Source organism: Candidatus Delongbacteria bacterium (assembly GCA_041675285.1).
Classification (GTDB): Bacteria; CAIWAD01; CAIWAD01; order CAIWAD01; family CAIWAD01; genus CAIWAD01.
The window spans coordinates 212405-227079 of the sequence record JBAYTZ010000001.1 but is presented as its reverse complement, the minus strand read 5'-3'; the positions used below and the strand labels follow the sequence as shown (position 1 = coordinate 227079).

General features: G+C 69.7%; 14 protein-coding genes. 10 read left to right on the top strand and 4 right to left on the bottom strand.

Translation table 11 applies throughout. The features are described from left to right. Window positions 1-131 precede the first annotated feature (131 nt). The gene (locus tag WC326_00795; GenBank protein MFA7329585.1) at window positions 132-539 is read left to right on the top strand and encodes a DUF302 domain-containing protein; all 408 of its coding nucleotides are present in this window, start codon (window positions 132-134) and stop codon (window positions 537-539) included. Between the two features lie 19 nt (window positions 540-558). On the opposite strand, the gene WC326_00790 is transcribed toward WC326_00795, so the two are convergent. Further along, window positions 559-960 (bottom strand): 6-carboxytetrahydropterin synthase, encoded by a 402-nt coding sequence (locus WC326_00790; GenBank protein ID MFA7329584.1) that lies wholly within the window; start codon window positions 958-960, stop codon window positions 559-561. A gap of 135 nt (window positions 961-1095) precedes the next feature. Between WC326_00790 and pdhA the strand changes: the two genes are divergently transcribed. The 9 genes from pdhA (at window position 1096) to WC326_00745 (ending at window position 10315) form a co-directional block, all read left to right on the top strand. Further along, entirely contained in the window at window positions 1096-2181 is a 1086-nt protein-coding gene (gene pdhA, locus WC326_00785; GenBank protein MFA7329583.1) for a pyruvate dehydrogenase (acetyl-transferring) E1 component subunit alpha, read from the top strand. After that, the gene (locus WC326_00780) at window positions 2181-3164 is read left to right on the top strand and encodes an alpha-ketoacid dehydrogenase subunit beta (protein MFA7329582.1); all 984 of its coding nucleotides are present in this window, start codon (window positions 2181-2183) and stop codon (window positions 3162-3164) included. The genes pdhA and WC326_00780 overlap by 1 nt, the downstream gene beginning before the upstream one ends. A gap of 2 nt (window positions 3165-3166) precedes the next feature. After that, on the top strand, window positions 3167-4483 hold the full coding sequence (locus WC326_00775) for a dihydrolipoamide acetyltransferase family protein (GenBank protein ID MFA7329581.1): 1317 nt from the start codon (window positions 3167-3169) through the stop codon (window positions 4481-4483). 199 nt (window positions 4484-4682) lie between these two features. After that, the gene (locus WC326_00770) at window positions 4683-6038 is read left to right on the top strand and encodes an FAD-dependent oxidoreductase (GenBank protein ID MFA7329580.1); all 1356 of its coding nucleotides are present in this window, start codon (window positions 4683-4685) and stop codon (window positions 6036-6038) included. 173 nt (window positions 6039-6211) lie between these two features. Next, window positions 6212-7222 (top strand): FtsH protease activity modulator HflK, encoded by a 1011-nt coding sequence (gene hflK, locus WC326_00765; GenBank protein MFA7329579.1) that lies wholly within the window; start codon window positions 6212-6214, stop codon window positions 7220-7222. Next, complete coding sequence (hflC, locus tag WC326_00760; GenBank protein MFA7329578.1) at window positions 7219-8157, top strand: protease modulator HflC; 939 nt, start codon at window positions 7219-7221, stop codon at window positions 8155-8157. Before hflK ends, hflC begins: the two co-directional genes overlap by 4 nt. Beyond that, on the top strand, window positions 8158-9069 hold the full coding sequence (locus tag WC326_00755; GenBank protein ID MFA7329577.1) for an RsmD family RNA methyltransferase: 912 nt from the start codon (window positions 8158-8160) through the stop codon (window positions 9067-9069). Then, the gene (locus tag WC326_00750) at window positions 9066-9818 is read left to right on the top strand and encodes an RluA family pseudouridine synthase (GenBank protein ID MFA7329576.1); all 753 of its coding nucleotides are present in this window, start codon (window positions 9066-9068) and stop codon (window positions 9816-9818) included. Before WC326_00755 ends, WC326_00750 begins: the two co-directional genes overlap by 4 nt. Next, window positions 9815-10315, top strand: a complete 501-nt coding sequence (locus WC326_00745; GenBank protein MFA7329575.1) for a hypothetical protein — start codon at window positions 9815-9817, stop codon at window positions 10313-10315. The genes WC326_00750 and WC326_00745 overlap by 4 nt, the downstream gene beginning before the upstream one ends. 4 nt (window positions 10316-10319) lie before the next feature. On the opposite strand, the gene WC326_00740 is transcribed toward WC326_00745, so the two are convergent. The 3 genes from WC326_00740 to WC326_00730 form a co-directional block, all read right to left on the bottom strand. Next, window positions 10320-11189: a nitrilase-related carbon-nitrogen hydrolase gene (locus WC326_00740; GenBank protein MFA7329574.1), complete on the bottom strand. Its 870-nt coding sequence runs from the start codon at window positions 11187-11189 to the stop codon at window positions 10320-10322. An 82-nt stretch (window positions 11190-11271) separates the two neighbouring features. Further along, window positions 11272-12633 (bottom strand): MATE family efflux transporter, encoded by a 1362-nt coding sequence (locus tag WC326_00735; protein MFA7329573.1) that lies wholly within the window; start codon window positions 12631-12633, stop codon window positions 11272-11274. Then, window positions 12630-13997, bottom strand: a complete 1368-nt coding sequence (locus tag WC326_00730) for an MBL fold metallo-hydrolase (protein MFA7329572.1) — start codon at window positions 13995-13997, stop codon at window positions 12630-12632. Before WC326_00730 ends, WC326_00735 begins: the two co-directional genes overlap by 4 nt. Window positions 13998-14675 lie beyond the last annotated feature (678 nt).

Sequence of the window (14675 nt, the reverse complement as noted above, 5' to 3'; positions counted from 1 at the left end):
AACGGTTGCTGTCTGAACTGTTAAGGTACCGACAAGTCCAAAGCCGTGCAAGAAGCCGGGCCCTCTTCCTGCCCCGCCCGCAGCCCTTTTCGATTACTACACTCTATCAATCAATTTTCCTGGAGGCCCCGATGGACCAACCTGTCCCCTTCGCCCTGCGCACTCGCACCCGGTTGGACTTTCCCGCCACCGAGGCCCGCCTGCGCGAATTGTTGGCAGCCGCCGGCTTCGGCGTCCAGACCGAGATCGACGTGGCCGCCACGCTGCAGGCCAAGCTGGGCCTGGAGACGCCGCCCTGCCGGATCCTGGGCGCCTGCAATCCCGCCTTCGCGCACCGGGCCCTGGAGCTGGAGCCGCTGGTGGCCACGCTGATGCCCTGCAACGTGGTGCTCTGGGAGCGGGGCGAGCATCGCGAGGTGGCGCTGCTGGACCCCGGCTTCATGGGCGCCGTCCTGCCGGAACTGGCCGAACTGGGGCACTCGGCCTCCCAGACCCTGCGCGCCGTGCTGGAGCAGCTGGAGGCGGAGGCCCCCGCCTGATCCCGAGGCCAGGGCCGACTCAGGGCCGGACGAAGTCGGTGTAGATGCTCTCAGTCTCGTGCAGCCGGACCCGGACCAGCCGGCAGCCCAGCTCGGCGCCCTCCAGGCGCTCCCAGATCCAGCGCACCAGGTTCTCCGTGGAGGGCTGGCGCGTGCGAAACCAGTCCACGTCGGTCTCGATGCGCTTGTGGTCCAGTTCGTCCAGCACGCGCTCGCGAACCAGGCGCTTCAGGCGGCCCAGATCGGCCACGAAACCCGTCCGCTCGTCCACCTCCCCCGTCACTGAAATCACCAGCTTGTAATTGTGGCCGTGCAGATGGACGTCCTCGCCGAAGCAGGCCTGATTTTCCTCGGCGCTCAGTTCCGGATTCCAATAACGGTGGGCGGCACAGAAATGAAAGACTTTGTGCAAGATGATCATGGGGATCCGCCTGAGTTTCTTGGATTTTCGGCGCCGGGAATGTACCATGCCTAACTTACTTCGCGAGCGGCACGCCGCCGGGGCGGCAGGGCCCGCTACAATCCGGATCCGCAGCAGGGAAAGGGAGGAGGCCCGGTGCTGACAAGTTACGATCCCCTCAAGGGGAAACGACTGCAAATCCTTGACGAGAGCGGGCGCATCGTCAACCACAAGCACCTGCCCGAGTGGACGGACGAGGCGCTGGCGGAGGCCTACCGGCTGATGCTCCGCGCCCGGGTGGCCGACGAGAAATCCCTCCAGTTCCAGCGCCAGAAGCGCATCCACACCCTGCCGGTGAACAAGGGCCAGGAAGCCGCCGCCGTGGGCAGCGCACTGGCGCTCGAAGCGTCCGACTGGATGGTGCAATCCTACCGCGAACTGGGCGCCGTGCTGCAGAAGGGCGGCACCATCCGCAACCACTTGCTCTACTTCAAGGGCAGCGAGTGGGGTAGCGTGCACCCCGGCCTGCCGCGTCTGCTGCCGCTTTCCGTGCCCATTGGCTCCCAGATCACCCACGCCGCGGGCATCGGGCACGCCATCCGCTACCAGGGCGGCTCCGAGGTGGTGATCTGCTACTTCGGCGACGGCGGCACGTCCCAGGGCGATTTCCACGAGGGGCTCAACTGGGCGGCCGTGTTCAAGTGCCCGGTGATCTTCTTCTGCACAAACAACCAGTATGCCATCTCCCTCAACCGGCGCCACCAGACGGCCTCCGCCACCCTGGCCCAGAAAGCCGTGGCCTACGGCATGCCGGGCATCCAGGTGGACGGCAACGACCTGCTGGCCGTCCACGCCGCCACCCGGGCGGCGGCCGAGCACGCGCGCTCGGGTCAGGGCCCGGTGCTCATCGAGGCTTACACCTACCGGATGGGTCCGCACACCACGGCGGACGACCCCAGCCTCTACCGGCCCAAGGAGGAGGAGGAGGAGTGGGCGCCGCGGGATCCGCTGATCCGCCTGCGCCTGCACCTGGAGAGCCGCGAACTGTGGGATTCCGCCCGGGAGGACGAGTGCCGCGCGGCGGCCATTGCGGAGACCGACGCGGCCATGCGCGAGGTGGACGAGCTGCACGAGACGTCCCTGGACGAGATTTTCGCTCACCAGTACAGCGACCGGCCGGCCGAGCTGCGCCGGCAGCAGGCGGCCTACGAGGCCTACCTGCAGTGGAAGGAGGCCCGCTGATGCCCGCGATGAACCTGGTGCAGGCCATCCAGTCGGCCCTGGACTACAAGCTGGGGGACGACGAGCGCGTGCTGGTCTTCGGGGAGGACGCCGGCCTGGAGGGCGGCGTGTTCCGGGTGACCCAGGGACTGCAGGAGAAGTACGGCGAGCGCCGGGTCTTCGACACGCCGCTGGCGGAGTCGGTGATCATGGGCGCCGGCCTGGGCATGGCCGTGGCCGGGCTGCGGCCGGTGCTGGAGATCCAGTTCTGCGGCTTCATCTACCCGGCCATGAACCAGCTGGTGACCCATGTCTCACGGATGCGCAACCGCAGCCGCGGCGCCTTCACTGTGCCATTGGTGATCCGCCTGCCCTACGGCGGCGGGATCCAGGCGCTGGAGCTGCACTCGGAGAGCATGGAGGCCATGCTGGCCCACATCCCGGGCCTCAAGGTGGTGATCCCCTCCACGCCCTACGACGCCAAGGGGCTGTTGATCAGCGCCATCGAGAGCGAAGATCCGGTCCTCTTCATGGAGCCCAAAAAGGTCTACCGCGCCTTCCGCCAGGAGGTCCCGGCCGAGGCCTACCGCATTCCGCTGGGCAAGGCCAGCGTGGTCCAGGCCGGCACGCGGCTCACGCTGGTGGCCTACGGGGCGATGATGCGCGTGGCGCGCCAGGCCGTGGAGCTCGCGGCCAAAGAGGGTCTGTCGGTGGAGCTGATCGACCTGCGCAGCATCTACCCGCTGGACACGGAGACGCTGCTGGAATCCGTCAAGAAGACGGGCCGCCTGGCCGTGCTCCACGAGGGGCCGACCTCCTTCGGCGTGGCGGCGGAGATCATCGCCCGGGTGAACGAGGAGGCCCTCTACTGGCTGGAGGCCCCGCCCCGGCGGATCACAGGCTTCGACACCATCATGCCGCTGCCCATGGGCGAGCAGCACTACATGCCCACGCCCGAGCGCGTGCTCTACGAGCTGATCCAGCTCCACAACCAGGCGGAGTGACCATGGCCTACGTGTTTCTCTTCCCCGACCTGGGCGAAGGCCTGACCGAAGGCAAGCTGCTGCAGTGGTACGTGCAGGAGGGCCAACTGCTGCAGGAAGGCGACCTGCTGGCCAAGGTGGAGACGGACAAGGTCGTGGCGGACATTCCCGTGCCCCGGGCCGGGCGCGTGCTGCGCCTGCACGGGCGGCCCGAGGAGATCCTGCTGGTGGGCCATCCGCTGGTGGAGCTCGAGACCGGGGACGGCACGGCGTCCGCGGCCGCTTCGGCTCCCGCTCCGGCCGTGGCCGCGGCCACGGAGCCCGTCGGCGGCGAGTCCGGCCCCGGCGTGGTGGGCAACATCGAAGTGGCCACGGGCCCGGACGTGATGCCCGCCTCGGGCGAAGGCCTGGCCCCTGTGGCCACGACATCCGATGCGACCGGGGGCGGTCGGGTGACGGCCTCTCCGGTGGCCCGGCGCCTGGCCAAGGATCTGGGTGTGGACCTCTCCCGGCTGGCGGGCAGCGGGCCCCAGGGCCGCGTGATGAAGGCGGACATCCAGCGGGCCGGCCAGACGGCCGCCAGTCCCGCGTCGGCCTCTTCCGTGCCGGCACAGGTGGCCGCGCCGGCGGCGGGTCCGCGCGGCGGCGAGCGCACGGAACCGCTCAGCCAGCTGCGCAAGACCGTGGCCGCCCGGATGGTGCAGTCCAAGTTCAGCGCGCCCCACGCCACCACCTTCGAGGAGGTGGAGGTGAGCCGGCTGGTGGAGCTGCGCGCCTCCCAGCGCGAACGCTACGAAGCCCAGGGGTTGCGCCTGTCCTACATGCCCTTCATCTGCAAGGCCGTGGCCACCGCGCTGCGTCGGCATCCCAAGCTCAATTGCCGCCTGGACATGGAGCGCAGCCAGGTGACCTTCCACGACTTCGTCCACCTGGGCCTGGCCGTGGACACGCCGGAAGGCCTGCTGGTGCCCGTGATCCGTGACGCGGACACGCTGAGCATCCGCGAGCTGGCCCTGCGCATCGCCGACCTGGCCGAGCGTGCCCGCACGCGCCAGATCCGCCTGGACGAGCTGCGAGGCGGCACCTTCACCATCACCAACTACGGGGCCATCGCCGGGATCTTTGGCGCGCCGATCATCAACGTGCCGGAATCGGCCATCCTGGGCGTGGGCCGCCTGCTGGACCAGCCCGTGGTGCGCCAGGGCGCCGTGGTTCCGGGCAAGGTGCTGCCCCTCTCGCTGGCCGTGGACCACCGAATTATCGACGGCGGGGACGCGGCGCGCTTTCTGCGGGAACTGATGGACCTGCTGGCCAATCCGCTGGCCATGTTGATGGACTGAAGCGTCCGGGAGGGGAAGCCGCGCCTCCGGCGCCAGTGGGGGCTGTGAGTGGCTTGAATGCCCCCATCCCCCGCTGCTTCGCAGCGCCTTCCCCCGCCGGGGGCGGGGGAAGGGAATGGCTTTCGCTGGGATGACAGGCTTCCCAAGGGATGACAGGCAACGCGTCGGGATGAGTGGCTTGGAACGAGAGGTGCACCCCATGTCGACCTTCGACTGCGTGATCATCGGCGGCGGACCCGGCGGCTACGTGGCGGCCATCCGCGCGGCCCAGCTGGGCCTCAAGACGGCCCTGGTGGAACGCCAGCACATGGGCGGGCAGTGCCTCAACTGGGGCTGCATCCCGTCCAAGGCCCTGATGGAGAGCGCCAAGTTCTACGACCGGCTGTCCCAGGCCAAGACCTTCGGCATCGACGGCGTGGACCCGGCGGCCCTCCACTTCAACTGGAAGAAGGCCGTCTCGCGCAAGGACAAGATCGTCCTCAAGCTGGTGCGCGGCGTGGAATTCCTGATGAAGAAGAACCACGTGGAGGTGCTGAAGGGCGAAGCCGCGTTGGAAGGCCCGGGCCGCGTCCGGGTGGGCGAGCGCCTGCTGGAGACGAAGAACGTGCTGATCGCCACGGGCGCTGTGCCCGAGGGCTCCGCCCTGGCGGGCCTGCCCGCGGGGCTGGTGAAGAGCCTGCCCGAGTTCTTCACCCTGGAGGGCCTGCCGGCGGAGATCGTGGTCTGGGGTGCCAACGGGGCCGCCTGCGAGACCGCCCTGATGCTGCGCCTCTCCGGCCATTCCGTGCGGCTGGCCGCGCCCTCCCAGCGGCTGCTGGGCTTCCTGGACCAGGACCTGCAGGACTTCGTGCAGAAGCGCATGCACAAACTGGGCATCCCCGTCCAGCTGGAGCTGGAGCGGCCCCTGGCCGCCGGGGACGGCCTGCTGCAGCTCGGGAACGAGCTCGTGCCCTGCCACCTGCTGGTGAATTGCGCCGACCGGCGGGCCGTGCTGCCCGCCTTCGGGGAGTTGAATCCGCGGCTGGACGAGCGGGGATTCCTGCAAGTGGACGAGTACGGCCGCACCAGCCTGCCCGGCCTGTACGCGGCGGGGGACGTGACGGGCCTGCTCTGGGCGCAGGCGGCCAGTGCCCAGGGCACGGCGGCCGTGAGTCACATGGCGGGCCAGGAGCACCCCGTGGACGTGACCAACATTCCCGTCAACCTCTACCTGGATCCCGAGATCGCCTCGGTGGGCATGACCGAGGAGCAGGTCAAGGAGCTGGGCCTGCCCTACCGCAAGGGCGAGTTCTCGCTCTCCGTCAACGGCAAGGCGCTGGCCGAAGGCAACACCGAGGGCTTCGTCAAGGTGCTGGCCACCGAGCCCTACGGCGAGGTGGTGGGCGTGCACGTGGTGGCCTCCAACGCCACGGACCTGATCAGCGAGGCGGTGGCGCACATGAAGCTGGAAGCCACGCTGGAGGACATCGCGGGCGTGATCCACGCGCACCCGACCCTGAGCGAGGCCTTCTGGGAGGCCAGTTTCGACGCGCTGGAGCGCCCGCTGCACAAATAAGCCCGGGCGGCCCTTGCAGCCGACGCTGCGCGCGGCTGAAGGCCCACCGCAGATCCGTGTTCGCCCGCTGCACGCCCGTCCAGAGCACGTGCCCGCTGGTCAGCGTGGCAAGGAGGCCGCCACCACATGCCTTACATTGCCTGTCGTTCCCACCTTTTCACGACGAGGCATTCATGGATTTCAAGGAAATCAAACTGGACCGCGGCTGGCTGAACCGGCTGGGCGGCCTGCGGGCCCGGGCCGGCCGGCTCTCGGCGCTGCTGGCCGCGCTCGTGCTCCTGCTCTCGTCCTGGTTCACCGTCGGCCCCGAGGAGGTGGGCGTGGTGCTGCGCTTCGGCGCCTACACGCGCAAGGTGGAGTCCGGCCTGCACTTCAAGCTGCCCTACGGCGTGGAGAGCGTGATCAAGGTGCCCGTGGAGCGGCAGTTGAAGGAGGAATTCGGCTTCCGCACCCTCAAGGCGGGCATCAAGACCGAGTACTCGGCCGAGGACTTCACGGAGGAATCGCTGATGATGACCGGCGACCTCAACCTGGCCGATGTGGAGTGGATCATCCAGTACCGCGTGGCCGATCCCTACAAGTACCTGTTCCGCGTGCGCGAGCCGGGCGAAACCCTGCGCGACATGACGGAGGCCTCGATGGCCCGGGTGGTGGGGGACCGCAGCGTCAACGAGGTGCTCACCGTGGGCCGCCAGGAGATCTGCCTGGCCGTCGAGGAGGAGCTGCAGCAGCTCTGCACCCAGTACGAGACCGGAATCAAGATCGAGCAGGTGGTGCTCCAGGACGTCAACCCGCCGGATCCCGTCAAGCCCGCCTTCAACGCCGTCAACGAAGCCCAGCAGGAGCGCGAGAAGCTGATCAACGAGGCCCGCAGCGAGTACAACCGCGTGATCCCGCGGGCCGCGGGCGAGGCCGACCAGACCGTGCAGCAGGCCGAGGGCTACGCCACGGACCGCGTCAACCGTTCCTTGGGCGAGGCCGCGCGCTTCTCGTCGCTCTACGCCGAGTACCAGCGCGCGCCGGAGGTGACGCGCACGCGCCTCTACCTGGAAGGCATGAAGGACGTGCTGGCCAAGAGCGGTCGCAAGGTCGTGCTGGACGAGGACGCCAAGGGCCTGCTGCCGCTGATGTTGTTCGACGGCCGCGCGGCCGAACTGCCCGCCGCCGCGGGAGGTGCGAAATGAGACTCGCCCTGCGCCTGGGACTGGGCCTGCTGGCCCTGGTCCTGCTGTTCTCCGCGGTCTATCAGGTGAACGAGACCGAACAGGTGATCATCACCCAATTCGGCCGTCCCGTGGGCGCGGCGGTCACGCGGCCGGGCCTGCACGTCAAGCTCCCGCTGATCCAGGAGATCCACCGCTTCGACAAGCGCTTCCTGGAGTGGGACGGCGACCCCAACCAGGTCCCCACCCGCGACAAGCGCTTCATCTGGATCGACACCTACGCCCGCTGGCGGATCGTCAACCCGCTGCTGTTCTACCAGCGCCTGCGCGACGAGCGCGGCGCCCACTCGCGGCTGGACGACATCCTGGACGGCGAGGCCCGCACGGCGGTGGCCCGGCACGACCTGGTGGAACTGGTGCGCTCCAGCAACCGGCCCATGAGCGGCGCCGAAGACATGGACTCGCTGGCCGGCGACGTGAACCTGACCATTCGCGCGGGGCGTCCGGCGATCAGCGCCGAGGTCCTGAGCGCGGCCCAGAAACGGGTGACGGACCTGGGCATCGAGGTGCTGGACGTGCGGTTCAAGCGCATCGGGTACGTGGAAGAGGTGCGGCAGAAGGTCTACGAACGGATGATCAGCGAGCGGCGGCGCATCGCCGACCAGTACCGCTCCGAGGGCCAGGGCGAGGCCAGCCGGATCAACGGCGAGCGCGAGCGCGAGCTCAAGGCCATCTCCTCCGAGGCCTATCGCAAGGCCCAGGAGATCGTCGGCCGGGCCGACGCCCAGGCCGCGCGCATCTACGCCGGGGCCTACAACCAGAACGCCCAGTCGCGCGAGTTCTATTCCTTCATGCGCACCATGGAGAGCTACCAGGAGAGCTTCAACCCGGAGACCGCGCTGATCCTCTCCACCTCCAGCGACTACTACCGCTACCTCTCCCGCGGAGGCCGCTGAGTGGGACTGGAGTTGATCCGCGCCGCCTGCGGCCGGGCGGAGTTCCACCGCCTGCTGGATTCCGGCGACGGCCAGCGGCTGGAGAGCTTCGGCGACGTGAGCACCGTGCGCCCGGATCCCAACGCGCTCTGGCGTCCCCGGCTGGAGAGCGCGCGCTGGGAGCAGGCCGGGGCCTGGTTCCACAAGGACCTGCGCTTCGGGAGCAGCCACTGGGAGCGGCGGCGCGCCCTGCCCAAACCCTGGCTGGTCCGCCACCAGGAGCTGACCTTGGAACTGGAGCTCACGCCCTTCAAGCACACGGGGGTCTTCCCCGAGCAGGAGGCCAACTGGAGCTGGCAAACCGCCCGGCTGCTGGGTTGGAGCGCGGCCCATCCCGGCCACCGGCCGCGCCTGCTGAACCTGTTCGCCTACACGGGGGCCGCCAGTCTGGCCGCCGCCGCCGCCGGCGCGGAGGTCTGCCACCTGGACGCCTCCAAGGACGTGGTGGCCTGGGCCCGCCGCAACCAGGCGCACTCGGGGCTCGCGGACGCGCCGCTGCGCTGGATCGTGGACGACGCCGGCGACTTCCTGCGCCGGGAGCTGAAGCGCGGGCGGCGCTACGAGGCCATCCTGCTCGATCCGCCGGCCTTCGGACGCGACCCCAAAGGCCAGGTCTTCCGCTTCGAGACCCACGTGCAACCCCTGCTTGGCGACTGCCGGCGCCTGCTGGCCGACGAGCCCGCCTTCCTGCTGGTGAACGCCTACAGCCTGGGCTACTCGGCCGGCGTGCTGGGCGGCCTGCTGCAGGACGAATTCGCCACCGGCTCCATCGAACTGGGCGAGCTGCGCCTGCGTGAGGAGCCCGTCCCCGGGCGGCCCTGCCGCGAGCTGCCCTGCAGCATCTACGCCCGCTGGACGCCGGAGGCTCCGTGAACCAGGACCGTGCCGGCCACCCCCTGCTGCCCGAACTGGACGGCGCCGAACCCGTGGGCATCTGGCCGGCCTGCGCGCCGCGCGTGCTGCACGTGGACAACCACTGCCTGGCCCTGGTGAAGCCCTTCAACATGCCCGTGATGGAGGACGTCTCGGGTGATCCGGACCTGCTGGAGTGGGGCCGGCGCTGGGTGCAGACCGTGTATCACAAACCCGGTCGCGCCTGGCTGGGCCTGCTGCACCGGCTGGACCGCCCGGCCGCCGGGATCGTCCTGTTGGCCCGCACGTCGCGCGCCGCCGCGCGCCTCTCCGGCCAGTTCCGCCGCCGCAGCGTGCGCAAGCTCTACCGCGCGCAGCTGGAAGGTCGCCTGGCCAAGCCCGAGGGCCAGCTGCGCCACTTCCTGCTCAAGGACGAGGAGCGCAACACGGTGAGTGTGGTGGCTCCGGAGACCCCCGGCGCTCTGGAGGCCCGCCTGTCGTACCGGCTGGTGGACCTCTACACGGACAGCCGCGGCCACTGGCAGAGCGAGGTGGAGGTCCAGCTGGAGACCGGCCGCCCGCACCAGATCCGCGTCCAATTCGCCGCCCTGGGCCACCCCCTGCGCGGCGACCTGCGCTATGGGGCCGGCGCGCCGCTGCCCGGCGGGCACCTGGCCCTGTTCTCCCACGAACTGCAGTTCGCCCATCCGGTGGGCAGCCGGCGCCTGACCTTGCGCGCCCCGTTGCCTGCGGGCTGGAGGGAACCGTGATGCCGCCTGACGGGCTGGAGCGGCTCTGCGGCCGGCTGGAGCGCTGCCGGCGCCTGCTGGTGGTGGCGGGTCCGGAGTTGTTGGCAGGCGCCCCGCGAGATGCCGAGCGGGCCGCCCAGATCCTGGGCGAGATGGAGCGCTACTACGAAGACTTCCTGCTGGTGGCGGAGGCCGGCCATGCGGCCGTTCAACAGGCTTGCGTGCGCCGCTGGCTGTCCGGCGACGCGCCCGAGGCAGCGGAGGGGTCCATCCTGCCGGCCTTCCTGCTGGCCCGTCCCCAACTCTGCCTGCTGCTGGGCGCGGACTGCTCCACGCCCCTGGCCGCCAGCGCCGTGGCGGGAGCCTGGCGCTCCTGCTGGATTGCCGAGCTGGGCGCCCAACCATCGGAGCTGGCCGTGCTGGCCCGGGAACGGCACCGGGGTCCGGCATTGGAGCTGCTGGAGGAACTCTGGGAGCGCTTCCTCTGCGGGGACGCCGGGCCCGCGCTCCGGGCCTGAGTATTCAGCGTGGGGCAGGCCCGCCCGTCAGCGGCGGCGTCCCGGGTTCCAGCGTCAGCCGGTAACGCCGATCCGCCACGGCGTCCAACTTGGCCCGTTCGCGCCGCACGCCCGCCAGATCCAGTTCCACCAGCGACGATTCCCGCCCGTAGAGGGGTTCCAGGAAGACCTGCCCGTCGCCCATGCCGTAGGCTGCGCTGCCGCCGTCGAAGTCCGTGCCGCCGGAGCGCCCCAGCCGGTTCACGCCCGCCACGCTGATCCCGTTCTCCAGCGCGCGGGCCCGCAGCAGGTGATGGAAGGCGAAGTGCCGCGCACGCGGCCACTGGGCGGGCAACAGGATCAACTCAGCGCCCCGGGCGGCCAGGTCGCGGAAGAGCTCGGGGAAGCGCAGGTCGTAGCAGATGGCCAGACCCACGCGCAGGCTCCCGCCCTCCAGCCCCAGCTCCGCCAGCGCGGGCCGGCCGCCCGGACGCACCCAGGCCGGCTCCCCCAGCGGACCGAACAGGTGCAGCTTGTCGTAGCGCAGCCGGATGGCGCCGTCCTGGATCAGCCAGCTGCGGTTGACCAGCCGCGGTCCATCCCCGTCGGCCAGCCGGACGGGCAACGAGCCCGGGCAGAGCAGCAGGCGCGGATGACGCGTGCTCCACTCCAGCAGCGGCGCCAGCCCGTCTTCGCCGCTCAACGCGCCCCGGGCCAGGCGGCCACCCTCGAAGGCCGTGTTCCAGAACTCGGGCAGCAGGATCGCCTGGGCGCCCTGCCGGACCAGCTCCTCCAGGCGCCCGGGCAGTTCAGCCAGGCTCGGGGCCTGCTCGGGGTCCAGCTGCAGGACGGCCAGGCGCAGGGTCTCGAGCGGGTTCGGGGCGGTCGGATTCATGCAACCTTCCGATCCATGTGACACGCGGGCGGCTCGCGCGGAAGCACAAGCCGAGTCCGCCGGCCAGCGCGCTCCAGGCGTCTCAGACCACTTGTTTCGCCCACTCGCCGCGGCGGTAGGCCCACTGCAGGATGAGGGCGTAGGAACTCAGGTAGACGGCCAGGGCGGCGAAGGCCTCGAGGATGCCCCCGCCCAGCCCGAAGATGATGCCCGCCGAGAGCGGCAGAAAGACCAGCCAGTTGAGTCCCACGTCCACGCGCATCACGAAGCCGGTCATCCCCGCGCCTTCCAGGCAGCCCGCCGTGGTCATGCCCAGGGCGTCGAGCGCCTGGAAACAGCCCAGCAGACGCAGGGGCCAGCGCACGGCGTCGATCACGGCGGCGTCCTGGGTGAACAGGCGCGCCAGCGGATCGGGGAACAGCAGGAAGACCAGACCCAGCGAGCTCATCAGCAGCATGCCCAGCTTCTGGGCCTCCCAGCCGGCGCGCATGGCCTCCCGGGGCTGGCCGGCGCCCAGCAGCTGGCCGATCAGCGTGCTGGCCGCGATGCCGATGCCGAAGCCGGGCATGAAGGAGAAGGACAGGATGGTGAAGACCACGTTGGTGGCGGCCACCTCCACCGTGCCCACGTGGCGCATCATGGCGATGAAGAGCGTGAAGCCCGCCAGGACGAAGAAGGCCTGGGCCGAGGCGGGCAGGGCCAGGCGCAGCACGCGTAGCGGACTCTCCAGCCCGCTCACCGGCCGACGCAGGACCTGGCCCCAGTGGAAGTCCCAGCGCCGGCGCAGCCCCGCCCGGTAGGCCAGGACCAGGAACACGACCATCCCGCCCACGGTGGCCAGCATGGAGGCCAGCCCGGCCCCCGGGGCGCCCAGGGCCGGGGCGCCCAGGTGCCCGTAGATGAAGACCCAGTTGAGCGGGATGTTGAGCAGGTTGATGGCGATGGCCACGCGCATGTGCTGGCGCGTGTCCCCGATGCCGTTGAAAAAGCCGCGCAGGGCGGAGATCACCACGTAGGGCACCAGGCCCGAGATGCGCCAAAGCGTGTAGTACAGGCTGGGCTCGTAGAGGGGATCCTCCGGCCCGTCCAGGATCAGGCCGTAGTAGAGCGGATAGAGCCAGAGCAGCACCACGGTCAGCAGCGCACCCAAGGGCAGGCCGGCCTGGAGGGCCGAGGCCAGCGCGCGGCCGGCGGCGGCGTGGTCCGCCTGGCCCGTGCGCCGCGAGGCCAGGATCTGCGTGCCCGTGGACAAGTGGCCCACGGCGCCCATCACCATCCAGACCGCCAACCCCGCCAGCCCGGTGGCCGCCAATGGAACGACGCCCAGCCGGCCCACCATCATGGTGTCCACCATGCCCACCACGGTCTGGCTGAGTTGGGAGATGACCACGGGAATGGCCAGCTGGATCACCCGGGCCGAGAGCTCGCGGTCCAGCAGACTCATGAGTCGCTGACGTCGAGCTCGCTGCCGGGCAGGGCCTCTTCCACGCGCAGCTCGGGCTGCTGGGCCTGGGCCGCCTCCAGGAAGCGCCGGGCCGAGTCCTTGCGCCCGGGCAGGGCCACCAGCAGCCGCGGCTTGACCCGCTGCAGCATGTCCAACAGCTCGGGCAGGCTGGAGTGCGAGGAGAACAGGAAGCTCTCCACCCGGCAGTGCAGGGGCACCTGGGCGCCGTCCATCTCCAGCAGGTCGCCGGGTTTGCTCTTGAGCAAGCGCTTGGCGAAGGAGCCCCCCGCCGAGTGCCCCACGAAGAAGATGGCCTGGAGCGGCAGGGGCAGCATGCGCCGGGCCACGCGCCAGGAGGCGCTGTGGGGCTGGAGCATGCCCGAGGGCACCAGGAAGATCCGCGAACCTTCCAGATCCAGCGCGCTCTCCTCCGGATCCAAAATGTCCACCAGGGTCTGGGAGAACTGGAAGTCCGGCAGCAGGCGGCGGTCCTTGGCGGCGAATTGGTCGTAGAGCTGGGCGATCTCCCAGGCCCGGCGGCCCAGGTAGACGGGCAGCGGCGGGATCCGGCCCTTGCGCTTCAGGCTGTGCAGGATGTAAAGCAGCTCCTGGGCGCGGCCCATGTTGAACACGGGCATCAGGATGGAGCCGCCCAGGGCCGCCACCTCGCGGATGGAGTCGGCCAGGCGCTCGATCTCGGCGCGGCGGGCCAGTTGGGCGTGGGCCGGACTCCAGGCCACGGTGCACTCGCTGACCACCACGTCCGCGCCGGGCGGATAGACGGCGCCCTGGATCACGCTCTGGGGACGGCCGCAGAGGTCCGCCGTGTAGAACAGGGACTGGCCTTCGGCTTCGATCAGCCAGGAAGTGGAGCCCAGGATGTGGCCGGCGTCGAAGGCCGTCAGGTGCAGCTCCTCGGCGCCCTCGATCTCCAGCCGCAGGCGCTCGCCCTTCTCCACGAAGCGCACGCGCTCCTCCAGGTCCTGCACGTCCGCCGGGCCGTAGAGGGGTTCCTCCAGCTCCGCGCCGCTCTCGGAGGCCTGGGCCCAGAGGGTGGCGTGACGGCACAACTGCAGGCGGGTCAAGCGCCAGGTGGCCTCGGTGCACAGAATGGCCGCCTCGGGCCAGCGCGCGGCCAGCACGGGCAGCGCGGCCATGTGATCCACGTGGGCGTGGCTGAGCAGGATGGCGTGGACGGGATAGTACTCGGGATGGTGGTCCAGCGCGGAGGTGTCGGGCAGCGCGGCCCGGCCCTCACGCAGGGGATCCAGCCCGGCATCCAGCAGGAGTCCGGCGTTGCCCGCACTCAGGTAGCGACAGTGGGCGGAATTCTCCGCGGTGGGACCCAGCAGCGTGAAATACATGGGCCGAATCTAGCAAAGCTGGCCAGCGGGAGCAGGACCTTCCGGCGTCCCACCCCCCGCGCAGATTTTTTCCCGGTCGGCTAAAGACGGCTCCATCGATTGACGAAACAACAAGCGGTCGGTGGAACATGAAACCACCGATCACCCCGATCCGCTGTGGGATCGGTACAACTGCTGCGACGCCGGGGCTCGGCCCCGGCGTTTTTCTATGCGCGAAGGCGCCTCTCATTCTGTCGTCTCGGGCGGCCCCTTCCCCCTGCAAGGGGGAAGGTTGGGATGGGGGTTCACCGCGTTCCTATCATTTGCTGAGAACCCTTGTCTGCCACCTTTCTGCTGGCGCCAGAAATGATCCCCCCACCCGTCATCCCCCGGCTTGACCGGGGGATCCCAAACCTCGCCTGTCATCCCTGTCTCTTGCCGGAGGCCTTGTTTGCCACCTTTCTGCTGGCACCAGAAAGGTGGCGCCAAAGAGGCGCTTTTTCTCAACGGCCAGAGTCAGGCCACCTCGCGGTGGCCTGACTCTGGCCGCAGTTTGGACTTCCTGCCACCACGTAGTTGGTTCCGCCTGACGGCGTCACCACCTGGATCTGGTTCAGGCCTGAAGGCCTTCACCTCACCCACTCCATTGAAACTCAGTGGCTCTGTGTCACTGTGTCTCTGTGGTGATAGACGGATCAG

Coding starts and splice junctions, on each gene's coding strand:
- WC326_00795 (MFA7329585.1), top strand. CDS start 132: ATGGACCAACCTGTCCCCTTCGCCCTGCGCACTCGCACCCGGTTGGAC.
- WC326_00790 (MFA7329584.1), bottom strand. CDS start 960: ATGATCATCTTGCACAAAGTCTTTCATTTCTGTGCCGCCCACCGTTAT.
- WC326_00780 (MFA7329582.1), top strand. CDS start 2,181: ATGCCCGCGATGAACCTGGTGCAGGCCATCCAGTCGGCCCTGGACTAC.
- WC326_00775 (MFA7329581.1), top strand. CDS start 3,167: ATGGCCTACGTGTTTCTCTTCCCCGACCTGGGCGAAGGCCTGACCGAA.
- WC326_00770 (MFA7329580.1), top strand. CDS start 4,683: ATGTCGACCTTCGACTGCGTGATCATCGGCGGCGGACCCGGCGGCTAC.
- hflK (MFA7329579.1), top strand. CDS start 6,212: ATGGATTTCAAGGAAATCAAACTGGACCGCGGCTGGCTGAACCGGCTG.
- hflC (MFA7329578.1), top strand. CDS start 7,219: ATGAGACTCGCCCTGCGCCTGGGACTGGGCCTGCTGGCCCTGGTCCTG.
- WC326_00740 (MFA7329574.1), bottom strand. CDS start 11,189: ATGAATCCGACCGCCCCGAACCCGCTCGAGACCCTGCGCCTGGCCGTC.
- WC326_00735 (MFA7329573.1), bottom strand. CDS start 12,633: ATGAGTCTGCTGGACCGCGAGCTCTCGGCCCGGGTGATCCAGCTGGCC.
- WC326_00730 (MFA7329572.1), bottom strand. CDS start 13,997: ATGTATTTCACGCTGCTGGGTCCCACCGCGGAGAATTCCGCCCACTGT.